This is a genomic window from Novosphingobium sp. PY1 (genome assembly GCF_017312445.1).
GTDB lineage: Bacteria > Pseudomonadota > Alphaproteobacteria > Sphingomonadales > Sphingomonadaceae > Novosphingobium.
Genome location: NZ_BLTI01000008.1, coordinates 297,435 through 322,509, shown reverse-complemented (window position 1 = coordinate 322,509; position 25,075 = coordinate 297,435). Strand labels below are relative to the sequence as shown.

Annotated in this window: 21 protein-coding genes; 14 read left to right on the top strand and 7 right to left on the bottom strand. The window is 64.2% G+C overall.

Annotated features, from left to right (window positions below):
- The first annotated feature begins 54 nt into the window (after positions 1-54).
- The 4 genes from J3474_RS12875 to fabG all read left to right on the top strand — a co-directional run bounded on the left by J3474_RS12875 (position 55) and on the right by fabG (position 3,383).
- The gene (locus tag J3474_RS12875) at positions 55-858 is read left to right on the top strand and encodes an LD-carboxypeptidase (protein WP_207094471.1); all 804 of its coding nucleotides are present in this window, start codon (positions 55-57) and stop codon (positions 856-858) included.
- Positions 859-903: 45 nt separating this feature from the next.
- Positions 904-1,431 (top strand): VOC family protein, encoded by a 528-nt coding sequence (locus J3474_RS12870; protein WP_013833299.1) that lies wholly within the window; start codon positions 904-906, stop codon positions 1,429-1,431.
- A 122-nt stretch (positions 1,432-1,553) separates the two neighbouring features.
- Complete coding sequence (gene fabD, locus J3474_RS12865; protein WP_207094470.1) at positions 1,554-2,489, top strand: ACP S-malonyltransferase; 936 nt, start codon at positions 1,554-1,556, stop codon at positions 2,487-2,489.
- Between the two features lie 129 nt (positions 2,490-2,618).
- Entirely contained in the window at positions 2,619-3,383 is a 765-nt protein-coding gene (gene fabG, locus J3474_RS12860) for a 3-oxoacyl-[acyl-carrier-protein] reductase (protein ID WP_007011148.1), read from the top strand.
- A gap of 27 nt (positions 3,384-3,410) precedes the next feature.
- Here fabG and J3474_RS12855 read toward each other — a convergent pair whose 3' ends face one another.
- The gene (locus J3474_RS12855) at positions 3,411-3,818 is read right to left on the bottom strand and encodes a hypothetical protein (protein ID WP_242528394.1); all 408 of its coding nucleotides are present in this window, start codon (positions 3,816-3,818) and stop codon (positions 3,411-3,413) included.
- Positions 3,819-4,043: 225 nt separating this feature from the next.
- On the opposite strand from J3474_RS12855, the gene dnaN reads away from it, so the two are divergent.
- Positions 4,044-5,162 (top strand): DNA polymerase III subunit beta, encoded by a 1,119-nt coding sequence (gene dnaN, locus J3474_RS12850; protein ID WP_007011146.1) that lies wholly within the window; start codon positions 4,044-4,046, stop codon positions 5,160-5,162.
- Positions 5,163-5,349: 187 nt separating this feature from the next.
- Positions 5,350-6,732: a mechanosensitive ion channel family protein gene (locus J3474_RS12845; RefSeq protein WP_207094469.1), complete on the top strand. Its 1,383-nt coding sequence runs from the start codon at positions 5,350-5,352 to the stop codon at positions 6,730-6,732.
- Positions 6,733-6,759: 27 nt separating this feature from the next.
- On the opposite strand, the gene J3474_RS12840 is transcribed toward J3474_RS12845, so the two are convergent.
- A complete protein-coding gene (locus tag J3474_RS12840; protein WP_207094468.1) occupies positions 6,760-8,070 on the bottom strand; it encodes an FAD-dependent oxidoreductase in 1,311 nt (436 codons plus the stop codon).
- 214 nt (positions 8,071-8,284) lie between these two features.
- On the opposite strand from J3474_RS12840, the gene J3474_RS12835 reads away from it, so the two are divergent.
- From J3474_RS12835 to J3474_RS12805, 7 genes are all read left to right on the top strand, one after another.
- Complete coding sequence (locus J3474_RS12835; protein WP_207094467.1) at positions 8,285-11,008, top strand: EAL domain-containing protein; 2,724 nt, start codon at positions 8,285-8,287, stop codon at positions 11,006-11,008.
- A 32-nt stretch (positions 11,009-11,040) separates the two neighbouring features.
- Positions 11,041-12,858 carry a translation elongation factor 4 gene (gene lepA, locus J3474_RS12830; protein WP_007011142.1) on the top strand — a complete coding sequence of 606 codons (1,818 nt, stop codon included), beginning with the start codon at positions 11,041-11,043 and terminating at the stop codon, positions 12,856-12,858.
- A gap of 109 nt (positions 12,859-12,967) precedes the next feature.
- Positions 12,968-13,864, top strand: a complete 897-nt coding sequence (locus tag J3474_RS12825) for a LysR family transcriptional regulator (RefSeq protein ID WP_207094466.1) — start codon at positions 12,968-12,970, stop codon at positions 13,862-13,864.
- A gap of 84 nt (positions 13,865-13,948) precedes the next feature.
- Positions 13,949-14,413, top strand: a complete 465-nt coding sequence (locus tag J3474_RS12820) for a formate dehydrogenase subunit gamma (protein ID WP_013833306.1) — start codon at positions 13,949-13,951, stop codon at positions 14,411-14,413.
- The gene (locus tag J3474_RS12815; RefSeq protein ID WP_207094465.1) at positions 14,410-15,963 is read left to right on the top strand and encodes an NADH-quinone oxidoreductase subunit NuoF; all 1,554 of its coding nucleotides are present in this window, start codon (positions 14,410-14,412) and stop codon (positions 15,961-15,963) included. The genes J3474_RS12820 and J3474_RS12815 overlap by 4 nt, the downstream gene beginning before the upstream one ends.
- Before the next feature lie 6 nt (positions 15,964-15,969).
- Positions 15,970-18,810, top strand: a complete 2,841-nt coding sequence (gene fdhF, locus J3474_RS12810) for a formate dehydrogenase subunit alpha (protein ID WP_207094464.1) — start codon at positions 15,970-15,972, stop codon at positions 18,808-18,810.
- A gap of 10 nt (positions 18,811-18,820) precedes the next feature.
- Positions 18,821-19,039, top strand: coding sequence for a formate dehydrogenase subunit delta (locus J3474_RS12805; RefSeq protein ID WP_242528393.1), 219 nt, complete (start codon positions 18,821-18,823; stop codon positions 19,037-19,039).
- 58 nt (positions 19,040-19,097) lie between these two features.
- Here the strand turns inward: J3474_RS12805 and J3474_RS12800 are convergent, their stop codons facing one another.
- The 3 genes from J3474_RS12800 to modA are packed head-to-tail and all read right to left on the bottom strand — an operon-like array spanning position 19,098 to position 21,216.
- Positions 19,098-19,733 (bottom strand): molybdenum ABC transporter ATP-binding protein, encoded by a 636-nt coding sequence (locus J3474_RS12800; protein WP_007011136.1) that lies wholly within the window; start codon positions 19,731-19,733, stop codon positions 19,098-19,100.
- Positions 19,723-20,424, bottom strand: a complete 702-nt coding sequence (gene modB, locus J3474_RS12795; RefSeq protein ID WP_207094462.1) for a molybdate ABC transporter permease subunit — start codon at positions 20,422-20,424, stop codon at positions 19,723-19,725. The genes J3474_RS12800 and modB overlap by 11 nt, the downstream gene beginning before the upstream one ends.
- Positions 20,425-20,436: 12 nt before the next feature.
- Positions 20,437-21,216 (bottom strand): molybdate ABC transporter substrate-binding protein, encoded by a 780-nt coding sequence (modA, locus tag J3474_RS12790; protein WP_207094461.1) that lies wholly within the window; start codon positions 21,214-21,216, stop codon positions 20,437-20,439.
- Positions 21,217-21,840: 624 nt separating this feature from the next.
- On the opposite strand from modA, the gene J3474_RS12785 reads away from it, so the two are divergent.
- Positions 21,841-22,011, top strand: a complete 171-nt coding sequence (locus J3474_RS12785) for a hypothetical protein (RefSeq protein WP_242528392.1) — start codon at positions 21,841-21,843, stop codon at positions 22,009-22,011.
- 49 nt (positions 22,012-22,060) lie between these two features.
- Here J3474_RS12785 and J3474_RS12780 read toward each other — a convergent pair whose 3' ends face one another.
- Positions 22,061-23,527 carry an efflux transporter outer membrane subunit gene (locus tag J3474_RS12780; protein WP_242528391.1) on the bottom strand — a complete coding sequence of 489 codons (1,467 nt, stop codon included), beginning with the start codon at positions 23,525-23,527 and terminating at the stop codon, positions 22,061-22,063.
- A 1-nt stretch (position 23,528) separates the two neighbouring features.
- Positions 23,529-25,070 carry an MDR family MFS transporter gene (locus tag J3474_RS12775; RefSeq protein ID WP_207094459.1) on the bottom strand — a complete coding sequence of 514 codons (1,542 nt, stop codon included), beginning with the start codon at positions 25,068-25,070 and terminating at the stop codon, positions 23,529-23,531.
- Positions 25,071-25,075 lie beyond the last annotated feature (5 nt).

The following is a 25,075-nucleotide window of genomic DNA, read 5'->3' as shown; positions in this document are numbered from 1 at the left end:
GTGCGCTTCGGTATGCGGCCTTGCCCGTCCTGACAACCTCGATAGGAAGGGAGCATGACCCGCATCGCAGTTTGTGCACCGTCCACCCCGATCACCCACGAGGACGCGGAACGCGTCGCGGCTCTGGCGGCCGTGGAATTTCCCGGTTTGGAGTTGCATGTTCACCCGCAGTGCTTCGAAGTCGAAGGCCATTTCGCCGGCAGCGACTCGCGGCGTCTCGATGTGCTGGTGGAATGCGCGAACGATCCGGGCTTCGATGCTGTGTGGTTCGCGCGCGGAGGCTATGGAGCCTGCCGGATTGCCGAGGATGCGATAGACCGCTTCTCCCATGTCGCGCAGAACAAGACCTGGCTGGGCTATTCCGATGCCGGTTACCTACTGGGCGCTTTCTATCGCGCGAGGATCGGCAAATCCGTACATGCGCCGATGCTTGCCGACATCCGGCGGCAAGGCGGCGAGGATGCGATCCGCCGCACGCTGGGCTTCATTGGCGGAGACAGATCGGGCCTCGAATCTTCGCTGGAGAGCCATCCGAGTGTGGCCTTCAACCTCATGACGCTCTCGATGCTGTGCGGGACGCGGCTGATGCCTGGCCTCGCCCGGCACGTCGTGATGGTCGAGGAAGTTTCGGAGTATCTCTACGCTGTGGACCGGCTCTTCTTTCATCTGACGGCGCATCTGGGCGGCATTGCCGGCCTGCGCCTCGGGCGGGTGAGCGACGTTCCCGAGAACGACCGGCCCTTCGGCTGCGATGCCGAGGAGATCGCCCGCCACTGGTGCGAACGCCACGCGATCCCGTTCCTGGGATCGGCCGACATCGGGCACGACGCAGCCAATAAGATAGTTCCCTTCGGCTGAAGAGAAGCGCAGCATCGCTCCCGACAAGAATACCGAGGAGAGACGATGCCGAACCTTCCGATCCGCCAGATCGCCTACTTCGTGCCCGACATCCGCGCCGCCGCCCTGGCTCATAGCGAGACCTTCGGCTCGGGCCCTTACTTCGTGGCCGAACATATTCCGCTGACCCGGGCCTTGCACCGGGGTGTCGAGCGCGAGCTCGATCATTCCAGTGCCTACGGTCAGTGGGGCGAAGTGATGATCGAGTTCTGCCAGCAGAATAATCCTGGGCCGTCGGCCTTTCACGACGTCTATCCGGAAGGATCGGGGCAGGGCGGGATGCACCATGTCGCGCTCTTCGTGGACGACGTGGCGCAGGCGGCCGCCGAATTTGAGGCGCAGGGCCATGAAATCGCCCTCGACGCCGCGATGACCGATGGCTTCCGTTATGTTTTCGTCGATACGATCGCGCGCTATGGCCACATGCTCGAACTTTATCAGCCGGTAGAGTCGCTTACGGGCTTCTATGACTATGTCCGCAAGTGCGCCGGAGACATGTCGAAGGGCGTGATCCGCGAGATTTCCTTCAACTGATGTGAGCCACAAGGGGGTTGCCCTCAGGGCCCTGTGACAATAAGCGCTGCCGCTTTCCTCGTCAGGACAGCTTCCACGCAGGAGCCTTGGCCGCAAACCCGCGAGGATGGAGGACAGATAAGATGCGTGCTTTTGTTTTTCCGGGGCAGGGCAGCCAGAAGGTCGGCATGGGTGCAGAACTTGCCCAAGCCAGCGCGGTCGCCCGCGAGGTTTTCGAAGAGGTCGACGACGCACTCGGCCAGGGCATGTTCAAGATCATGACGCAGGGCCCCGAAGAGGAACTGACCCTTACCGAGAACGCCCAGCCGGCGATCATGGCCAATGCCATTGCAGTGCTGCGCGTATTGGAAAAGGAAGGCGGGATCGCGCTGGCGGACAAGGCGGACTTCGTCGCCGGCCACTCGCTGGGTGAATATACCGCGTTGTGCGCTGCCGGGGCCTTCAGCCTTGCAGACACCGCGCGCCTGCTGAAGCTGCGCGGCCAGTCGATGCAGGCAGCCGTGCCGGTGGGCGTGGGCGCCATGGCGGCGCTGCTGGGTGCCGACATCGAGAAGGCGACTGCACTGGCCGAGGCTGCTGCCGAGGGCGAAGTCTGCGCCGTCGCCAATGACAACGATCCGACCCAGGTCGTGATCTCGGGCCACAAGGGCGCGATCGAGCGCGCTATCGGCCTCGTCAAGGATTTCGGTATCAAGCGCGGCATTGCGCTGCCGGTTTCCGCGCCGTTCCACTGCCCGTTGATGCAGCCGGCTGCCGATGCCATGGCCGAGGCGCTGGAGAAGACCGCTCCCGGCACCTTGCAGGTCGCGCTCTTCGCCAACGTGACTGCAGGCGTCGTCACCGATCCCGCGGAAGTGCGCCGCCTGCTCGTCGAGCAGGTCACCGGCCGCGTGCGCTGGCGCGAAAGCGCGATCGCGATGAAGGAAGCGGGCGTCGAGAACTTCGTCGAGATCGGCGGCAAAGTCGTCGGCCCGATGATCAAGCGTTCGGCCGGCGAGGTCGAAGTCGCCTCGGCTACCTCGATGGCCGAGATCGAAGAACTGGCAAAGGTATTGTGAAAACGTCGTCCCGGGCTTGACCCGGGAGCACTGGCGGTTCGAAGAGACTGCGGTCTGCCGAATGCGCCAGCGATGCCGGTTCCGCGCTTGCCGGAAGGTGCCGGCACGACGTCTCAAGGAGTTTCCCCAATGTTCGATCTTCACGGAATGACTGCTCTTGTAACCGGTGCCTCGGGCGGCATCGGTTCCTCGATCGCCCGCGCGCTCGCCTCGCAGGGCGCCCGCCTCGTGATTTCCGGTTCCAACGCCGAAAAGCTGCGGATTTTCCGCGATGAGCTGGACGAGCACACCCCGCAGCACCTGCAGGAAGTCGACCATGTCGCCATCGCCTGCAACCTGTCGAACCCCGAAGACGTCGAGAAGCTGGTTCCGGCCGCACTCGAGACGCTCGGCAAGATCGACATCCTCGTCAACAATGCGGGCATCACGCGCGACAACCTCGCCATGCGCATGAAGGACGAGGAGTGGGACGCGGTGATCAAGGTCAACCTCGAATCCACCTTCCGCCTGATGCGCGCGGTGACCAAGCCGATGATGAAGGCCCGCTTCGGCCGCATCATCAACGTCACTTCGGTCGTCGGCACCACCGGCAATCCGGGGCAGATGAACTATTGCGCGGCGAAGGGCGGCATCACCGCCATGTCGAAGAGCCTCGCTCAGGAACTTGCCAGCCGCAACGTGACCGTGAACTGCATCGCGCCGGGCTTCATCCGCACCGCGATGACCGACGTGCTGCCCGATGCCCAGAAGGAAGCGCTCAATGCGAAGATCCCGATGGGCCGCATGGGCGAGGGCGATGACATCGCAGCCGCCACCGTGTTCCTGGCTTCGAAGGAAGCCGGCTACGTCACCGGCCAGACGATCCACGTCAACGGCGGCATGGTGATGATCTGACAGGGTTTCAGGTGGCGAGGGGGCGTCTCAGATTTCTCCCTCGTCGCCCACGATCCTGGCCTCGAGTTGACCGGCCAAGGCGCGCGCGGTGACCAGCAGCGGGTCGTCGCTGCTTTCCGGCGCAGTGAAGTGGATCGACCCGTGAGGCGACCACCACAGGACCCGCAGCCAGCGGTTGCAGTCCTCGCGGAAGATTTCGGCATCGCCGCCCCGGTTGGGGATGATCACGTTTTCCTTGGTCAGCGGATTGCGCACCGAGGCATCGCCGACGCACAGGCGCACGCCATCGACATTGTCGATGGCCTCGCTCCATTCCTTGAGGGAGATCGGGCGCGCTTCTCCGTCTCGTGTCTCGCGTTCGATGCGCAGGAAGTTGGCCAAGTCACTCCTTTCCCGGTCGTCCGGTTCGCTCGCGATGCGGTGTGCGTGGTACATGTGACCTAATGGATGCCGGGGCAACCCCGTCCTGCTTCGGGACGAGGGATCGGGGGTGAAGTGATCAAGGTCCGAAAATCGCGGGAAAACTCCGCATTTATCCCCAGATTCGCCGGAATGCCCGCACTTGATGCTTGCCGCTTCGCTGCGGTGCGTTAGAGATATTCGTCCTGAAATTCGGGATCACCCGATCCCTAGGCCTAGCAAGGGGGACCTGAGGCTATCATGAAGGCCACGATCGAACGTTCCACGCTCCTGCGATGCCTGTCCCACGTGCAGTCAGTCGTTGAGCGGCGCAATACCATTCCCATTCTCTCGAACGTGCTGATCGAGGCAGCCGCGGGTGGTTCACTGCGGATCATGGCGACCGACCTGGACATCCAGGTGGTTGAGAACCTGAGCGCGGTCTCGGTCGACACGCCGGGATCGGTCACGGTTTCCGCGCACCTTCTTTTCGACATTGCCCGCAAGCTGCCCGAAGGCAGTCAGGTCAGTCTTGATGCCGCCGACAACCGCATGGTCGTGAAGGCCGGGCGCAGCCGCTTCCAGCTTCCGACCCTGCCGCGTGACGACTTCCCGGTCATCGCCGAGGGCGAATTGCCGACGAGCTTCGAGATCCCTGCCGCCACCCTGGCGCAGATGATCGACCGAACCCGTTTCGCAATCTCGACCGAGGAAACGCGCTACTATCTCAACGGTATCTTCCTGCATGTCTCGGACGAGGAGTTGAAGGCTGCGGCCACTGACGGTCACCGTCTCGCCCGCTTCACGATCAAGCGTCCCGACGGCGCAGAGGGCATGCCCGACGTGATCGTTCCGCGCAAATGCGTGGCCGAACTGCGCAAGCTGCTGGAAGAGGCGCTGGACACCAATGTCCTGATCGACCTGTCGGCCTCGAAGATCCGCTTCACGCTGGGTGGTGAGAACGGCGTCGTCCTGACCAGCAAGCTGATCGACGGAACCTTCCCGGACTATACGCGGGTCATCCCGACCGGGAACGACAAGCTGCTGCGGGTCGATCCGCGCAGCTTCTTCGAAGGCGTGGACCGCGTGGCGACCATCGCCACCGAAAAGACCCGTGCAGTGAAGATGGCGCTTGAGCCGGACCGCGTCACGCTTTCGGTGACCTCGCCCGACAACGGCACCGCGGCTGAGGAAGTCCCTGCCGAATACGCTTCGGAAGGCTTCGAGATCGGCTTCAATGCCAATTACCTCAAGGACATCCTCGGCCAGATCGAGGGTGACAGCGTGGAAATGCACCTCGCTGACGCCGGTGCGCCGACGCTCATCCGTCAGGACGAAAAGAGCCCGGCGCTCTACGTCCTGATGCCGATGCGTGTCTGACCGCAAGGTTCTGGAACAAGGCAGAAGGGCCGGAGCGACAAGCTTCCGGCCCTTTTCCTTTTCAGGCATTTGACAGGATCGCTCGCAGGCCACAGCCTCCATCCTGCACGCTAGCCGGAGACGAGGAGGCATGATGGGGACCCAAACGAGGCCAGGTCGGGAGAGCGGCCTACGGTCATGGCGCCTCATGCCGGCCGTGCTCCTGCTGATTATCGGGGCAAGCGCTGCCTTTCCATCGAGTGCGCGTGCCGCGCTGCTGCCGAGCCTGGATCAGGGCGCAACGCCCAGTCCTGCACCGACGCAGGCGCAGACGATCGACGCCACCAGCGACAGCGGTTCGGACGAGCGGATCGCGCGGCGCATCGAGGGCATTTTCGCGGCCGTGCCGAACCTAAACCGCGTCACCGTTTCCGTGCAGCAGGGCGTGGTGAGCCTGGGTGGCAAGGTCACGGCTGTCGAGGATATCGACCGCGCCGAGCAGATCGCATCGCGCATTCTGGGTGTGGTCACGGTCGAAAACGGCATAAAGCGCGACGTTTCGGTTGGGCAGAGTGTCCAGTCTCTGGGTGTCTTTTCCCAGAAGTTCTCCGATTTCGTGAAGATGTTGCCGCTGGTTGCGGCGGCGGTGGTGGTCGCGCTGGTTATCTCATTGATCGGTTATGTCCTCGCCTCCCTGACGTGGATCTGGCGGCGGCTCGCGCCGAGCAATTTTCTCACCGAACTCATCGCCAGCGCCATCCGCTTCGTCTTCGTGACCGGCGGCCTCGTCATCGGGCTGCAGATGCTGGGAGCCGGAGCCCTCTTGGGAGCAGTGCTCGGCGGGGCGGGGATCGTCGGTATCGCGCTGGGTTTTGCCATGCGCGACACGATCGAGAATTACGTTTCGTCAGTCATGCTTTCGGTGCGGCAACCCTTCCGCGCCAACGACTGGGTCGTCATCGACCAGTACGAGGGGCGGGTTATCCGCCTGACGAGTCGCGCCACGATCCTGATGACTTTGGACGGCAACCACCTGCGCATTCCCAACGGCATGGTCTTCAAGGCGGTGATCCTCAACTACACCCGCAATCCGCAGCGGCGCTTCGATTTTGAACTGGGGATCGATGCCGATTCCGATCCGACCGCGGCACGGCAACTGGGCGTAGATGCGCTGACGAAACTCGACTTCGTCCTGACCGATCCGCCACCGGCCGCGCGGCTGGAAAACGTCGGCGATTCCAACATCGTCCTGCGCTTTCTGGGCTGGATCGACCAGGAAAAGACCGATTGGTACAAGGCGCGCAGTCAGGCCATTCCCACCGTCAAGGCGGCGCTGGAATCGGCCGGATTCGCCTTGCCCGAACCGATCTACCGCCTGCGCTTCGACCAGCAGGCACCGCTCAACCTGCTCGACGTTACCGGCAAGGCTGTGCCCGAGCTTGAGCCGGCCCCCGCGGCGGCCGATCTCCCACCTGTCACTGCCGAACACGTCGCCCCAGACGACGAGATCAGCGAGATGATCGCGAAGGAACGCAGGGCAGGGCGCGAGGCGGAGAAGGACCTGCTCGATTCGAGGAGGCCCGTGGAATAGCGCCGCGAGCCTCCTTCGCGGCAGACCTTACGGCTTGCTGGCCGCGGCGATCATCTTCTCGACCGCCACGAACTTTTCGCGGGGCGAACCGTCGCGGGCATTGGCGACTTCGGCCTCGTCGATCTTCTGCCAGTCGGTGAATTTCATATAGTTGATGCCCCGTTCCGCGGCGAGGGCGTCGAAACCGGGGCGGCCTGCCTTGCCGGCACCTTCGCCGATGTCTTCGGCGACTTTCTCGATGATGGCGAAGCCGTCGGGGCGATTGGTGCCGATGGTCCCGGTCGGCCCGCGCCGTGCCCAGCCCACGCAATAGAGGCCCGGAGAGATTCGGCCTTCCTCGTTGGCAAAGCGGCCGTTGCGCTCGTCGAAAGGCACGTCGGGGATCTTGGATGTCTGGTAGCCGATGCAAGCGACCACGAGCCCGGCAGGAATGCGATAGGTCTCGCCCGTGCCGATGGCCTTGCCGCCTTCGAGTCGGGTGCGTTCGACCTCGATTTCCTCGATGCGCTCGGTGCCGACGATCGCCTTGGGCGAGGCGAAGAAGTCGAACTCGACGAGCACTTGGCCGGGCTTGCAGTCCGCCTGGTCGGGCGCGGCAAAGCTGCGCAGGTGCCCCACCGACTTGCGCTGGCCGGGGTCGAGAGCTGCGTCCTCGCTTTCGTCGGGAAGATCGGCGGTATCGACCCATGGGCATGCGCGTTCGAGATGGCCGAGCTCACCCAGTTCCTTGGGCGTCATCGCGATCTGGTGCGGTCCGCGACGCCCGAGAATTACGATGCGGCTGATCTTCGAGGCATCGAGCGCGCTCAGGGCATGGGAGACGATGTCGCTCCCAGCGAATTCCGCCTGCGACTTGGCGAGAATGCGCGCGACGTCGAGTGCGACATTGCCGTTGCCGATGATGACCGCCGTATCGTGCGAAAGCGCCGGGTCGAGTTCGGCGAAGTCGGGGTGTCCATTGTACCAGCCGACGAAAGAGGCGCTGCCGAAGACGTTGGGCAGATCCTCGCCATCAATCCCCAGCTTGCGGTCGTTGGGGGCGCCGGTGGCGAGGATGACCGCATCGTAAAGCGCCTGCAACTCACCGATCGTCAGGTCGCGACCGATCATCACGTTTCCGACGAAACGCACGTTGTCGGTCAGCGCGGTCGCCTCGTAGCGGCGCGACACGCCCTTGATCGACTGGTGATCGGGCGCAACGCCGCTGCGGATCAGGCCGAAAGGAACGGGCAGGGTATCGAAAATGTCGACCCTGACGTCTTCTCCCCACTGCTTGAGCGCCGCTTCCGCTGTGTAGTAGCCGGCAGGCCCGGAACCGACGATCGCAATATGCCGCATGAATGAGTCTCCCAGGGTGTGCGGACGCTGTCCAGCTGCTTTGAGCCGAAGCAAGCATGCCCGGGGGGCAATCGGCAAGAGAAATCGCCAAGAAACCCTGCTTTTGAGCGCCTGATTTGCCGCAATAATGCAACGGCTTGGCCGATGGGCCGGACCTGTGCCTACGGGGGGCGACTTAACCGTTTCGCAAGGCCCCGCACGGCATAGACTTGTCATGGCATCCAAGGGGCTTCCGACATCGCTGGAAAAGGTGCGGTCCAGTGCGCGCGCGGTGCGTTCGCAGGGCGCCGACAGCGGATTCGCGAAGCGCCCCGATTCGCCGCAGCCGGTCGAAAGGACGGAAACAGGCAACTTCGCGCTGTTCCGATCCGACTTGCCGAGCAGCGATCCCTTGCATTTCTTCATCGCGGCCCGCTGGGAACTGATGGGCCCGGTCATGCTCATGATGATGGTGGCGATGGGGCTGCTGTCGGTCAGCTACCCGGGCCTGTTGCCATCTGCGTGCGGCCTTGTGGCCATAATGCTTTGCCTTGCCTCGCCGATCTTCGCGCGCTGGGAGCAGGCCCTGCATCACACGGCCTGGCAGCGTTATCCGCTGATGCTCCTCGCCGTGGCCGCGCCCATGGGCATCTTCGGTTTCGGAACGGTCCGCTGGAGTCAGTACAGTCCGGACTTCGATCTGGCGCTCATGGTCAATTCGTTCGTCATTCTCATGCTTGTGGCGGCCGCCCTGCTGCAAGGGCGGACGACCTCGATCATCGGGGCGACGCTGGCCCTTTGGAGCAGCGGGACTTTCGTCTCGCGCTCGTTCGGCGCCGTCGTCCTCCTCGCATTGGGCGGTTGCCTCGCCCTCTATCTCGGCGTTCGCCAGAGCCGCATTGCCAGGCGCGAAGCCGACAGGCTGGCGGAACGGGAGAAGGAGCAGCGCCGCGCCGAGGAACTGCTCAACGAATACGAACAGACCGGGCAGGGCTGGTTCTGGGAAACCGACCGGCGCGGGCAGATCGTTTATGTGTCTCCGCGCATCGCCCAGCTCTTGGACAAGCCGTTGGAGGAATTGGAAGGTCGACCCTTCACCAGTCTCTTCGTGCTCCAAGGACAGCAACAGGAAAGCGAGCGCACGCTTGTCTTCCACCTCTCCACCCGGTCCTCATTCCAGGACCTGTCGGTCCGCGCCGCGACCGATGAGGAGGAAGAACGCTGGTGGTCGATCAGCGGGCGGCCGGTGCTCGACCAGTTCAACAATTTCATGGGCTTTCGCGGTTCGGGCACAGACCTGACCGAAACACGCAAGTCGCAGCAGCACGTGACCCAGCTGGCCCGATTCGATTCGCTGACCAAGCTGGCGAACCGCTTCCAGATGTCCGAGTGGCTGGAGAAGCTGCTCAATTCGCCGCGCATCGACAGCCGCAGCTGCGCGGTCTTCCTGCTGGACCTCGACCGGTTCAAGCAGGTCAACGATACGATGGGCCACCCGGCGGGCGACGCCCTTCTGGTGCAGGTGGCCGATCGCCTGCGCTCGACCGTCGGCAACATGGGCCGCGTCGGGCGTCTTGGCGGCGACGAATTCCAGGTACTGCTTCCCGGGCATCACCAGCGAGAGGGACTGGCGCATCTTGCCCGGCGGATCATCGAGAACCTGTCGCAGCCCTACTCGATCGAAGGCAGCCGCGTCGTCATCGGCGCATCGGTGGGCATCTCGGTGTGTCCGGACGACGGCACCACCTCGGAAGCGATCATCCGAAATGCCGACCTTGCACTCTATGCCGCGAAGGGCGGCGGGCGCGGGCGGCATCACTTCTACGACGAGGACCTGCATAGCGATGCGCAGGAGCGCCAGCAGCTTGAGCAGGACTTGCGCGACGCCATAGCTGAAGGCGCGCTGGAACTGCACTACCAGCCGCAAGTGCGAACCACGACCGAACAGATCACCGGCTTTGAGGCACTGCTGCGCTGGAACCATCCCAAGCATGGTTACATGTCCCCGGCCAAGTTCGTGCCGATAGCCGAGGAAACCGGTCTGGTCGGCCAGATCGGCGAGTGGGCCCTGCGCACCGCGTGCCGCGACCTTGCCACATGGCCCGACGACGTGCGCGTGGCCGTGAACGTATCGCCCCTCCAGTTTGCCAATCCTGCGTTGCCGGCCATCGTCACCAGCGCCATCGCTTCTTCCGGCATCGCCCCCGGCCGCCTCGAACTCGAGATTACCGAAAGCGTTTTCCTGGGCGACGACAAGTCGACCGAGGCGATGTTCTCATCGCTGAAGGGTGTCGGCGTACGGCTCGCACTCGACGATTTCGGAACCGGCTATTCCTCGCTCGGCTATCTGAAAAAGGCGCCGTTCGACAAGATCAAGATCGACCAGAGCTTCGTGCGCGGCGCGACTGTTACCGGAAGCCGCAACGGGGCGATCATCGCCTCGATCGTCAGCCTTGCCGAAGCGCTTGGCATGGAGACCACGGCAGAAGGGGTCGAGACGCTCGACGAACTCGAACTCGTGCGCAAGTTGGGCTGCAGCCACGTGCAGGGCTACATCTACGAACGCAGCCTGACCGCCGAGGAGGCGACCCGCCGTCTCGAAGAGGGGCTCATCGCGGAGGCAAGGGGCCCGCGTTCGGCGCGCGCCGCACGCCAGACAATGCTGCGCAAGGTCGTGCTCGATCACGAATCCCACAGCTACCACGCGACGATCCGCAATATCTCGCGCACCGGCGCGCTGGTGGAGGGGCTCTGGAACGTTCCGGCAGGCACGCGTTTCGCGATTCATCTTGCCGAAAACTGCGTCGTGGTGGCTGAAGCACAGTGGTGCAAGGAAGACCGGATGGGCGTGAAATTCGCCCGTTCGCTGGAAATCGATGCAAAGGGAGCGGTCGTCTTTACCCCGCCGCGTCCCCCGCGCGAGAAGAAGGAAACGGCAGTCCTGCGCAAGGCAGGCTGACAGGTGCGAAAAGCGCTGCTAACGGCGCACTCATGACCGAACTCTCGCAGATCCGAAATTTCTCGATTATCGCGCATATCGACCATGGCAAGTCGACGCTTGCCGACCGGCTGATCCAGTTCACCGGGGGCCTGACCGAGCGCGAGATGTCCGCCCAGGTGCTGGACAACATGGACATCGAGAAAGAGCGCGGGATCACCATCAAGGCGCAGACGGTGCGTCTCAACTACACTGCCAAGGACGGCGTGACCTATGAGCTCAATCTCATGGACACGCCCGGCCACGTCGACTTCGCCTACGAGGTGAGCCGCAGCCTTGCCGCCTGCGAAGGCGCGCTGCTGGTGGTCGATGCCGCGCAGGGCGTCGAGGCGCAGACGCTTGCCAACGTCTATCAGTCGATCGAGCACGATCACGAGATCGTCCCTGTGATCAACAAGATCGACCTGCCCGCCGCCGAACCGGAGAAGGTGAAGGCCGAGATCGAGGACATCATCGGCATCGACGCCTCCGAGGCTGTCCTTGCCAGCGCCAAGTCCGGCATCGGCGTGGAGGAAACGCTCGAGGCCATCGTTACGCGAATTCCGGCGCCGCAGGGGGACCGTGACGCCCCGCTCAAGGCGCTGCTGGTCGATTCCTGGTACGATCCCTACCTCGGCGTCGTCATTCTGGTGCGCGTCATGGACGGCGCGATCCGCAAGGGCCTGCAGGTCAAGTTCATGCAGGGCGGTACCGAGCATCTGATCGACCGCGTCGGCTGCTTCACTCCCAAGCGCATCGACCTGCCCGAACTCGGCCCCGGCGAGATCGGCTTCATCACTGCGCAGATCAAGGAAGTGGAGCAGGCCAAGGTCGGCGACACCATCACCACGGTCAAGAACGGTGCGGTCAAGGCTTTGCCCGGCTACAAGGAAGTCCAGTCGGTGGTCTTCTGCGGCCTGTTCCCGGTCGATGCGGCGGACTTCGAGAAGCTGCGCGAATCTATCGGCAAGCTGCGCCTCAACGACGCCAGTTTCACCTACGAGATGGAAACGAGCGCGGCGCTCGGCTTCGGCTTCCGCTGCGGTTTCCTCGGCCTGTTGCACCTGGAGATCATCCAGGAGCGCCTCAGCCGCGAATACGACCTCGACCTCATCACCACGGCACCCAGCGTCGTCTATCGCATCCAGCTTTCGCATTCGAAGAACGAGGAAGCGCAGACGATCGAGCTGCACAACCCGGCCGACTATCCCGATCCCAACCGGATCGAGGAAATCGAGGAGCCTTGGATCAAGGCGGTCATCTATACGCCCGACGAATACCTCGGCCCGATCCTGAAGCTATGCCAGGATCGCCGCGGTATCCAGAAGGACCTCACGTACGTCGGCGGGCGCGCCCAAGTGACCTACGAACTTCCGCTCAATGAAGTGGTGTTCGACTTCTACGACCGCCTCAAGTCGATCAGCCGCGGCTATGCCAGCTTCGACTACGAGCAGATCGGCCTGCGTGCAGGCGATCTCGTGAAGATGAACATTCTCGTCAACAACGAGCCGGTCGATGCGCTCTCGATGATAGTCCACCGCTCGGTCGCCGAGGAACGCGGCCGCGGCATGTGCGAGCGCCTCAAGGACCTGATCCCGCGCCACCTGTTCAAGATCCCGATCCAGGCCGCGATCGGCGGCAAGGTGATCGCCCGCGAAACCATCGCCGCCCTGCGTAAGGACGTTACCGCCAAGTGCTATGGCGGCGACATCAGCCGCAAGAAGAAGCTTCTGGAAAAGCAGAAGAAGGGCAAGGCCCGCATGCGCGAGTACGGCAACGTCAGCATCCCGCAGGAAGCCTTCATTGCCGCCCTGCGCATGGGCGAGGAGTAAGGGACCGGGCCCCGTCCGGATCCCGGCTTTCGCCGGGATGACTGCAGCGTTTCACCCTTTGCTCCGCTTCTGATAGAGAACGTCTATCTGAAGCGATCGGGATGGACGGATGCAGTTGAGGGCCTTGCGCTATTTCGTGACGCTGGCGCGCGAGGGACACTTTGCGCGGGCTGCGGAGGCTTGCGGGGTGACGCAGCCGACACTGTCCTCTGCGCTGGCTGCGCTGGAGGACCAGCTCGGCAAGCGGCTTGTCGAGCGCGACCGGCGCTTCATCGGGCTGACCGAGGAAGGGCGCGCGATGTTGCCCTGGGCGCAGCAGTTGCTCGCCGCGCATGAGGGCATGGTCCATGCGGTCGAGGCGCTGGACGGGCCGCTCCATGGCGAGTTCCGCCTGGGCGTGATCCCCGCCGCAACCCCCAGCGTCGGTGCCTTCGCCGAGGCGCTGCTGCGCCTGCATCCGGGCATGACGATCTCGGTACGTTCGCAGACCTCGCGAGAAATCGTGCGCGCCATCGAGGCTTACGAGATCGACGCGGGAATCACCTATCTTGACCACGAAAGCCCGGCCAACGTCATCAGCGTGCCGCTTTATGCCGAGCGCTATGTCTTCGTGACTGCTGCCGCTGGACGCAGGCCCCCGCCGGGTGCGGTCACGTGGGGGCAGGTCGAAGGTTATCCCTTCTGCCTGCTGCACCAGGGCATGCAGAACCGCCGTATCCTCGATACATTGATGAGCGGGCAGGGCGTCTCCGTGCGCCCTCGGGCAACGGCGGACGGGTATGTGGCGCTGCTCGCGATGGTGCGCTCCGGCGGTCTCGCGACAGTCATGCCCGAACGCTACGTGGGGCTGATCGAGGGAGCCGACTGGGCCAGCGTCCATCCACTGACGATGGATGCCGCGGTCAGCCGGATCGGGGTGATCGTCGGGGATCGCGCGCCGCTCGATCCGGTGGCGAATGCCGCCCTTGGCTGCGCGCGGTCCATTGCAGGACTGACGGGTGCTTGATTGAGATTATCTATCAGGCATTGCCCTAATCAATTTGACCGTCCGCGCGCGATGTCGCAGCGTCACGGCAAAGAGAAAGATGCCATGACAGATATTGCCGGGATACAGACAGCTATCGACCGCTTCGTGCAGTCGGACACGCGCGGCGCGCTGCTGCCGTTGCTTCATGCGCTGCAGGAGGAGTTCGGCCATGTCGATCCGGCCGCCGTGCCGCTGATCGCCGATGCGCTAAACCTCAGCCGCGCCGAAGTGCATGGGGTGATCAGCTTCTACCACGATTTCCGGACAGAGGCGCCGGCGCGCCACGTCGTCAAGCTGTGCCGCGCGGAAAGCTGCCAGTCGCGCGGCGGTGCGGCCATCGAAGCGCAGCTTTCGCACCAGCTTGGCGTTGCCATGGGCCATGCGCGCAAGGACGGACAGGTCGCGCTCGAGCCGGTCTATTGCCTGGGGCTTTGCGCCATTGGTCCCAATGCTCTGGTCGATGACCGGCCGGTTGCCCGCATCGACAGTGCCCGTGTCGTCGCCATTGCCAGCGAGGTGGAAGCATGACCCGTGTCTTCATCAGCAAGGACATGGCTTCGCTTGCCCTGGGCGCAGACGCGGTGGCGCAGGCTTTCGCCGAGGCGGGATGCGAAGTCGTGCGCACCGGCTCCCACGGTCTCTTCGCGATCGAACCGCTCGTCGAGGTGGAGACGGATGAAGGACGCGTGGCCTACGGCCCGGTCGGTCCCGATGACGTGGCAGCCGTTCTGGATGGCAGCCACGGTGCGCGTATCGGTGCCATCGGCGATCATCCCTTCTTCGCGCGCCAGCAGCGCTTCACCTTCGCGCGCTGCGGCGTGACCGACCCGCTCAGCCTTGCCGACTATGCCGCCCATGGCGGTTGGAAGGGGCTGGAGGCTGCCATCGGACTTTCGTCGCAGGACGTGGTCGATGCCGTCAAGGCGTCGGGCCTGCGCGGCCGCGGCGGGGCGGGCTTTCCTACCGGCATCAAGTGGCAGACCGTCCTCGATACCCCTGCTGACGAGAAGTTCATTGTCTGCAACGCGGACGAGGGTGACAGCGGCACATTTGCCGACCGCATGCTGATGGAAGGCGATCCCTATTGCCTGATCGAGGGCATGGCGATTGCCGGCCACGCGGTCGGCGCAGGTCACGGCTACATCTACATCCGCAGCGAGTATCCCTTCGCCATCGAGGCCATGCGCGAGGCCATCGCCCGTTCCGCGGGCAAGATCGCGCCCTTCACGCTGGAGGTGCGCGTCGGCGCCGGGGCCTACGTCTGCGGCGAGGAAACCGCGCTGCTCGATTCCATCGAGGGCAAGCGCGGCCAGGTGCGCGCCAAACCGCCGTTGCCCGCCATCGAGGGGCTCTGGGGCAAGCCCACGGTCATCAACAATGTCCTGAGCCTCGCGGCAGTGCCCTTCATTCTGGCCGAAGGCGCGCAGGCCTATGCCGATGTCGGTTTCGGCAGGTCGCGCGGCACGATGCCGATCCAGATCGCCGGTAACGTCAGGAACGGCGGGCTTTACGAAGTGGGCTTCGGCGTGACGCTGGGCGAGCTGGTCAACGAGATCGGCGGCGGCACTGCCAGTGGCCGTCCAGTTCGCGCGGTGCAGGTCGGCGGCCCGCTGGGCGCCTATTTCCCGCCTTCGATGTTCCACCTTCCATTCGACTACGAGGCGTTTGCGCAAGCGGGCGGGTTGATCGGCCATGCCGGCATCACCGTCTTCGACGACAGCGTGGACATGGCGCACATGGCCCGTTTCGCCATGGAATTCTGCGCGGTCGAGAGCTGCGGCAAGTGCACGCCCTGCCGCATCGGCTCCACGCGCGGCGTCGAACTGATCGACCGCATCGTGGCCAAGGCGCCGCGCGCGGCCGGAGTGCTTGAGACCATGCCGCAGATCCGCAACGCCAGCCGCTCGGCCCGCACCCACGACCAGGAAGTCGAACTGCTGCGCGACCTTTGCGACACCATGAAGCACGGTTCGCTCTGCGCCCTGGGCGGTTTCACCCCGTACCCGGTCCTGAGCGCGCTCGACCATTTCCCCGAAGACTTCGGCGGCGGCAATGCGCTGCCCGAAGCGGCGGAGTAAGACCTGATGACATTCACCCGCGAAAAGGATTTCGGCACCCCGGCTGCAAGCGGTCAGGCGGTATCGCTCACCATCGACGGGCAGGAGCTGACCGTCCCCGCTGGCACTTCGATCATGCGCGCAGCCGCCATGGTGGAGACCGACATTCCCAAGCTATGCGCCACCGATAGCCTTGAAAGCTTCGGCTCGTGCCGCCTTTGCCTCGTCGAGGTCGAGGGGCGCAATGGCTATCCGGCCTCCTGCACCACGCCGGTTGCACCCGGCATGGTGGTGCGCACCGAGACCGACAAGCTGCGCAAGCTGCGGCGCGGGGTGATGGAGCTGTACATCTCCGACCATCCGCTCGACTGCCTGACATGCAGTGCCAACGGCGATTGCGAGTTGCAGGACCAGGCGGGCGCGGTCGGGCTGCGCGATGTGCGCTTCGGCTACGAGGGCGAAAACCACCTCGAAGGCTGCAAGGACGAGAGCAACCCCTATTTCACCTTCGATCCGGCCAAGTGCATCGTCTGCTCGCGGTGCGTGCGCGCCTGCGACGAGACGCAGGGGACGCTGGCGCTGACGGTCGACGGACGCGGTTTTGCCAGCAAGATCGCGGCCAGTCAGGACGAGGACTTCCTGTCCTCCGAGTGCGTTTCCTGCGGCGCCTGCGTGCAGGCCTGCCCGACGTCTGCCCTGATCGAGAACACCGTGATCGAGAAAGGCACGCCTGATCGCGCGGTGGTGACCACTTGCGCCTATTGCGGCGTCGGCTGCACCTTCCGCGCCGAGATGCGCGGGGAGGAACTGGTGCGCATGGTGCCGTGGAAGGACGGCAAGGCCAACCACGGCCACTCCTGCGTCAAGGGCCGCTTCGCCTGGGGCTATGCCCGGCATGGCGACCGCATCGTCAATCCCATGGTGCGCAGCTCGGTCCATGAGCCCTGGCGCGAGGTGTCGTGGGAAGAGGCGATCGGCCACGTCGCCCGCGAATTCCGGCGCATCCAGAATGCCTACGGCACCCGTTCGATCGGCGGCATTACCTCCAGCCGCTGCACCAACGAGGAAACGTTCCTCGTCCAGAAACTGGTGCGACAGGGCTTCGGCAACAACAATGTCGATACTTGCGCGCGCGTCTGCCATTCGCCGACCGGCTATGGCCTGAAGACGACTTTCGGCACTTCTGCCGGCACACAGGACTTCGACAGCGTGCAGCATGCCGACGTGATCCTGGTCATCGGCGCGAATCCGACGGACGGCCATCCGGTTTTCGCCAGCCACATGAAGCGGCGGCTGCGCAAGGGGGCGAAGCTGATCGTCATCGATCCGCGACGCATCGACCTCGTCCGCTCGCCGCATATCGAGGCTTCGCACCACCTGCCGTTGCGCCCCGGTACCAATGTCGCGATGCTTACGGCGATGGCGCATGTGATCGTGACCGAGGGCCTCGTGGACGAGGCCTATGTGCGCGAGAGGTGCGACGGCGATGCCTATGCCGAATGGGCCGAATTCGTCTCCGACCCTGCACGCTCGCCGGAAGCGATCGAGGACCTTACAGGCGTTCCCGCCGAGGATGTGCGCGCCGCGGCCCGGCTTTACGCCACCGGCGGCAATGCCGCGATCTATTACGGTCTTGGCGTGACCGAACACAGCCAGGGCTCCTCGACGGTCATGGCCATCGCCAACCTTGCCATGGCGACGGGCAATGTCGGCAAGGAAGGCGCCGGCGTGAACCCGCTGCGCGGCCAGAACAACGTGCAGGGGGCCTGCGACATGGGCAGCTTCCCGCACGAACTTTCCGGCTATCGCCACATCTCGGACGGCGATACGCGCGCGTTGTTCGAAAAGGACTGGGGCGTCAGCCTCGATCCCGAACCGGGCCTGCGCATTCCCAACATGCTCGATGCCGCGACCGACGGCACCTTCAAGGGGATTTTCATCCAGGGCGAGGATATCCTGCAGTCCGATCCCAACACCAGGCACGTTGCGGCGGGGCTGGCGGCGATGGAGTGCGTGGTCGTGCAGGATCTTTTCCTGAACGAGACGGCGAACTACGCGCACGTCTTCCTGCCGGGCTCGACATTCCTCGAGAAGGACGGGACCTTCACCAATGCCGAGCGCCGCATCCAGCTGGTGCGCAAAGTGATGGAGCCGCTCAACGGCTATGCCGACTGGGAAGTGGTCCAGCTTGTCGCCAATGCCATGGGGCTGGGCTGGGATTACACGCATCCGTCGCAGATCATGGACGAGATTGCGCGCCTCACGCCGACCTTTACGGGCGTGAACTACGATGTGCTGGAGCAGCGTGGATCGGTGCAGTGGCCGATGAACGAGGCCGCGCCCGAGGGCACGCCGATGATGCACATCGATCATTTCGTGCGCGGCAAGGGCATGTTCGTGGTCACCGACTATGTGCCGACGGACGAGCGCACCGGACCGCGTTTCCCGCTGCTGCTGACCACGGGGCGGATCCTCAGCCAGTACAACGTCGGCGCGCAGACCCGCCGCACCGCGAATGTCGATTGGCACGCCGAGGACCGGCTGGAGATCCACCCGCACGATGCGGAGAACCGCGGTGTGCGTGACGGTGACTGGGTTTCGCTGCGCAGCCGTGCGGGGGAGACGACCCTGCGCGCCAGGATTACCGACCGCGTGGCGCCGGGCGTCGTGTACACCACGTTCCACCATCCCGATACGCAGGCCAACGTCATCACCACCGACTACTCGGACTGGGCGACAAATTGCCCGGAGTACAAGGTGACGGCCGTGCAGGTCACGCCCTCGAACGGTCCGTCCGACTGGCAGAAGAGCTACCGCGAACAGGCGGAAGCGAGCCGGCGGATCGAAGCTGCCGAGCCTGCGGAGTGATCCGGCAATGATGAACACGCGTGAACATCTGATCCACATGGCAGGCCAGATCTTCCGCAATTTCGCCTCGAAGGGCGAAGCGGCGGCGGTTCAGGCGACAGCGGAACATATCCTGCTTTACTGGGACCCGCACATGAAGGCGCAGGCGCTTGAAATGCTGGACGATCCGGACGTCGAGCTGCCCGAGCCCGTGCCTGCGGTCTTCGAGAAATTGCGCGTGGCGGCCTGACTTTCCCCGGGCAGGGCATGTCGAAGGACCGTACGCGACGCCTGCAGCAGGCCCCTGATCAGGCCTCGACACCCTCAACCGGAATGATCCGGTCAGCCAGCCGCTCCACTTCGGGCCGGTCATGGCTCACGTAGAGTATCGGCAGCGCCAGTTCGTCGCGTACCCGCTCGATCAGGCGCAGGATTTCTCCGCGCCTTTCGGCGTCGACCGAGGCGAGCGGTTCGTCGAGGAGCAGGAAGCGCGGGCCGGACAGCAGGGCCCTGCCGATCGCCACGCGCTGGGCCTCGCCTCCCGATAGTGTCGCGGGCATGCGGCCGAGCAGGTGGCCGATCCCGAGGAAATCCAGCGCAGTCTCGAACGAGAGCCAGCGCTCGTGATGCGCGGCAAGCCTCCAGCCGAACTCAAGGTTCGCGCGCACGGACTTGTGCGGGAAGAGGCGCAGATCCTGGAACACATAGCCGCAGCGGCGCTGTTCGGGGCGCATATCGATGCGCTTGTCCTTGTCGAACAGGACTGTGCCGGAAACCGCGATGCGGCCCGATGCGGGACGTACGAGACCTGCAATTGCGTCAAGCAGGCTCGTCTTGCCCGCGCCCGAAGGTCCGAACAGCGCGGTCAGGCCCTTGCCGGTCTCGAAGGTGTAGGTCAGGTGGGAAGAACCGCGCCGGATGGTCACGTCGATGTCAAAGGACATGGCGCACCTTTCCCTGGCCGCTACGCCGCGCGAGCCATTCGGACAGGACCAGCGCACCGATCGAAAGCAGGACCGACAGGACTGCGAGGCGCACGACCTGCAGTTCGGATCCCGGGATCTGGAGCTCGCTGTAGATGGCCAGCGGAAGCGTCTGTGTCTCGCCGGGAATGTTCGAGGCGAAAGTTATCGTCGCGCCGAACTCGCCCACCGAGCGGGCGAGGCCGAGGACGAGGCCGGCAAGAATGCCCGAGGACGCCAGCGGCAGGGTGATCGAGGCGAACGTGCGCAAGCGGCTGGCACCGAGCGTGCGTGCGGCGCTTTCCAGGCGGGTGTCCACCGCTTCGAGCGAAAGGCGCATGGCGCGCACCATCAATGGCAGCGCCATGACTGCGGCGGCGAGCGCCGCGCCGGTCCAGCGGAACAGGAAGGTCAGTCCCAGATATTCGGAGAAGAACCGGCCCAGCGGGGCATTGGTGCCAAAGGCGAGCAGCAGCAGCCAGCCGGTCACGACCGGGGGCAAGACCAGCGGCAGGTGGACCAGGGCATCGACGAGGACCTTGCCGGGAAAGCGCCAGCGCGCCAGCACCCATGCCAGCGCGAAGGCGAGCGGCAGGACCGCCAGGATCGCTACCGTGCTGACTTTCAGGGAAAGCAGCAGGACTTCCCACTCTTGCGGGCTGAGTGCGGTCATGAGGCGAAGGGCTTACTGCGTGCCGAAACCGAAGCGTCGGAAGATCGCCTTGCCTTCGCCGGACAGGAGGAACCGGCGGAAGTTCTCGGCATCGGGATTGCGGGAGGTCTTGAGGATCGCGACCGGATAGCTGATCGGATCATGTGAGGTGATCGGGAACGTACCGACGGCCCGCACTTTCGGGTCGGCCTGCACGTCGGTGGCATAGACGATGCCCAGCGGGGCGGCTCCTCGGCTGACGAGGGCCAGAGCCGCGCGCACGTTTTCCGCCGGGGCGAGCTTGCGGGAAATCGAGTTCCAGACGCCGAGACGGGTCAGGGCCTGTCTCGCATAGATTCCGGCCGGCACGCCGCGCGGGTCGGCTATGGCGAGGCGGCCATTGCCCAGAGCCTTGTCTAGAGCGAAACCGGGACCGACTGCGATCTTGAGCGAGCTGCTGCGCGGGGCGGCGATCACGAGGACGTTGCGCAGGAAGGAAACGCGCGTGCGAGGGCGCAGAAAGCCCTTCTTTTGCACTTCGTCCATCCAGGCCTCGTCTGCCGAGACGAACAGGTCCGCCTGTGCGCCGGCCTCGATCTGGCGGGCGAGGGCGGAAGTGCCGGCAAACGAGATCCGCGGGCGGGCATGCCCCTTGGCCGCCCAGCCGTCTGCCGCGGCGTTCATGGCTTCCTGCAGACTGGCCGCGGCCAGTACGAGTGGCCCGGTCCTGCCGCCTGCGGCATGGGCAAGCGGGGCTGCCAAAAGCAGGGCGAAAGAGAGGATCAGGCCGATCAGGCGGGAGAAGGCAGTCAATTCGGGGGGCTCCGCTGGTGCTATATACGATGATATATGGCGTGGCCCGAATGGCAAGGGCGCCCTTGGGGGAGCGAAACGAGGAGCTGCCGGACGCCGGGACGATTTTCGCGATTCGCGCCAGTCCTGCCGGGGACTTGGGCAATTTTCGGAACTGGTTGGGAAAAGGCGTTTCCTGAATAGCTTGGCCTGCGTGTGATCGACTTTGTCCCGCGGGGTTTTATTGCCTTGCGGCACCGGGACGAACTGGACGGCGGTTGCCAAGTGCAAATGCAGCCAATTCGGCCACGAGCCCCTGTTGCTGCATTGCGTTAACTCAGGTTAGCGACTTGCAGGTTTGTGTGGCGGAGCTGGAACGAAATGCCCAGTCCTCGAAATTTTCTTAGGGGCAAGCCTCTCGATGTGAAACGTCAAGGTTCCATTCGGCAAGTTCTGGTAAATTCCGGGCGTCTCTGTTATAAACGAAGCGTTGCCCGGGACCGGATCAACAATATTAACAAGGTCCGGGCGCACTTGGGGGCAATATCGATCCGCTCAATTCAATGACGGATCGCAAGGTTGGCAAATTGGAGACGCCGACCGTGTGGATGGGGATGCTGAATGAAGGTCGCAGACGAGAGATTTATGGGATTCGAAGCCGGGAACGACCGCAAGAGCGGGCGGGCCAGCCGCTTCGCGTGTTCCGCGCCGGACGACATGGAAGGCGAGAGCGAACACGATGCACGCGGGCTGGTACTGGCCATAGCGCTCTGCATGGCGTGCTGGGCCGCGCTGGGATATTTCCTGCTGGGCTGATCGGCCGCCGTTCGGGGCCGGTTTCGGATCTAGGAGGCGCCTACCGGTATCAGCCGGTAGGCGCCTCTGTGCTTTGGACGTCTTGGGACGTGTCGGATAACCAGCCGCCTGCCGTTGCGGCGTAGAGGCGCGCCACGTTCTGGTACTGACTGGTCCGGGCTTCCAGCAGGGCCAGATTGGCCCGCTGGAACGTGCGGTTTGCGTCGAGAACCTGCAGCACGCCGCTGTTGCCGACTTCGAAACTGCGCCGTGACAGGTGCAGCGAACGGTCCGCTATCTGCGCTGCATCGGCGCGCGCGGCCAGTTCGCGGCCGTCATTGCCCAAGGCAGACAGGAGGCCGGACACCTGGCCGAAAGCTTCGGTCACGACTTCGCGATATTGTGCAGCGGCTGCCTGTGCTTCTGCTTCCGCGCCGCGCTTGTTTGCCTTGAGTGTGCCGCCGTGAAAGATTGGTGCGGTCAGGCCGGCGAAGATGTCGAAGGCATTGAACTTGGTGCTGGTGATCCGGTCGGGCTCCGAGGTCGACTGCGTGATCGAGGCGCCCAGCGTGATGTCGGGATAGAGGTCGGCCGTGGCGACGCCGACGGCGGCAACCGCCGCGTGGAGCCGCGCTTCCGCTTCCAGGATATCGGGGCGCTTGCGAACCAGATTGGAGGGCAGCGCGACCGGGATGTTGTCCGGCAGGGCAAAGTCGTCGAGGCTGAATTCGGTTGGTCCGAGCTGCGCCGGAGAAAGGCCCAGCAATACCGCCAGCATGGCGCGGCCTTGCGCCAGCTCCTGTTCGAGCGAGGGAAGACTCGCCCGGTCGCCGGCCAGCTGGCCTTGCGCGCTCAGCACTTCGACGAGCGTCCCCGAACCTGCATCCCGGCGCTTGCGGGTCAGGTCGAGATTGCGCTCGTCTTCCACAAGCAGGCGGTTCTGTGTGGCGATCGTGTCGTTCAGCGCGGCGATTGCCAGGACCTGGGTGACGACGCGCCCGGCAATCACCAGGTGCGCGGCCTCGGTGGCGCGTTCCTGCGCTTCGGCCTGCGCAGCGGCCTGCTCCAGCGCGCGGCGGTTGCGCCCAAACAGATCGAGATCGTAGCGGACGCCTGCGCCCAGCGTGTAGAGGTCGAATTCCGGGTTTTTGATTCCGCCTGAACCGAAGCGATCGGAAAGTCCGAAGGCGGAGAGGTTGACCTTCTGGTATTCGGCGCGGGTATCGGCATCGACCTGCGGCAGCGAGTGACCCGCCACCGCGGCAATGCGCTGGCGCGCCTTTTCCAGAGTAGCCCGGCTGGCTGCAAGGCTGTGATTTCCGCTCATGGCCTGTGCGACGAGCGCGTCGAGGCGAGGCGACTGGAAAGCCTTCCACCATTGCAGCTGAGGCCCTGCGGCGAGTTCGGCGCGTCCTTCGCCGTCGCTTGCATAGCCGGCTTCGACCGACGGTGCTGCGGGGCGGGTGAAATCGGGGCCGATGCTCGTGCAGGCGCCTGCCAAGAAAAGCGGGAGCAGGACGGCGATCTTGCGTTTCATGTCATTCCCCATGCGGAAGCGTTGCCGGGTCTACTTTGTCGGCCTTGCGGCCGCGCATGAGCAGGATGAGTGGCATTGTGGCGATCGAGGCCAAAAAGATCAGATGATAGACAGAGATGTCGCCGACCATGGCGGCTTGCCGCATGATCTGCGCTTTCATGCCGCTCAGGGCCGCCACCGAATTGAAGTCGAAATCGGGCCGCGTGTATTGCATGATCGGATTGTCTGGCCTGACGCCCTGGACAAGGCTGTCTTGCGATTGCGCGGCGAAGTGGCTGTATTGAAACTGCAGTAGCGAAATTCCCACGGCATTGCCGATATTGCGGGTCAACGCGTACATCGCCGTACCTTCGTTGCGAAGCCGCGCCTGCAGTGTCGAGAATGCCACGACCGAGAGCGGAACGAACATCAGGCCACTTCCCAGACCCAGCACGAAGCCGGTCACCACCAGCGTGCGCTCATCGACGAAAAGATCGATGTTCGAATACATCAGCATGCCGATGCACATGATGATCATGCCTGCCAGCAGCAGGAAGCGGGCCTCGAACAGTGCGACCAGTCGCGTTACGGCGATCATCGCAATCAAGGCGCCTAAGGTGCGCGGCAAGCTGACCAGACCTGTCTGCATTGCGGAATAGCCAAGGAGCGACTGGGTCATGACCACGATCATCGGCATCGAGGCGAATGTCACCATGCCGAGGATGGTGTTGACCAGAACGCTGACCGTGAAATTGCGATCCTTGAACAGTTCGGGGCGAAGGAAGGGATTCGGGCTCGTCGCCAGATGGATGGCCGCCAGATAGAGCGCGATGATAAGGATGAGGCCGTAGATCCTGATTTCATCCGAATCGAACCAGTCGAGATGTTCGCCGCGGTCGAGCAGGAGCTGCAGGGCAGCCAGTGCGATGGATATCGTCAGGAATCCGAACTTGTCGAAAGGCGGGCAATCCCGATTGTGTCGGCGCCCCAGGAAAACGAGCATGCCGATAAAGGCCAGAATGCCGAAGGGAACGTTGATGAAGAAAACCCAGCGCCAGCTCAGGGTGTCGGTGAGATAGCCGCCAAGGGTCGGACCGATGATCGGACCGGCGAGGGAGCCGATCGTAAAGATCGCCATGGCCTTGGCGTGGTCCTTCGGTGGATTGATATCGAGGAGGATCGCCTGACTGAGCGGTACGAGCGCAGCTCCGCAGCTGCCTTGCAGGAAGCGGGCGAAAACGATCGTGCCGAGGTCGGTCGACAGGCCGCAGAGCATCGAGGCCAGCGTGAAGCCGCCGACCGAAAAAAGCATGACGTTCTTGCGGCCTACACGTCCGGCGAGCCAGCCGCTCAGCGGCGTCGCGATAGCGCCCGCCACGAGATAGGACGTCAGCACCCACAGCACCTGCTCCTGCGAAGCCGAAAGGCTGGCCTGCATGTGGGGAAGCGCGACGTTGGCGATCGTGACGTCCACGAAGACCATCGTCGAGGCAATCATCGACGGTATCGTGATGAGCAGGCGCCGCGCCGGCGAAGGATACTGGATGGGCTGTTCCGAGCTCACGACGA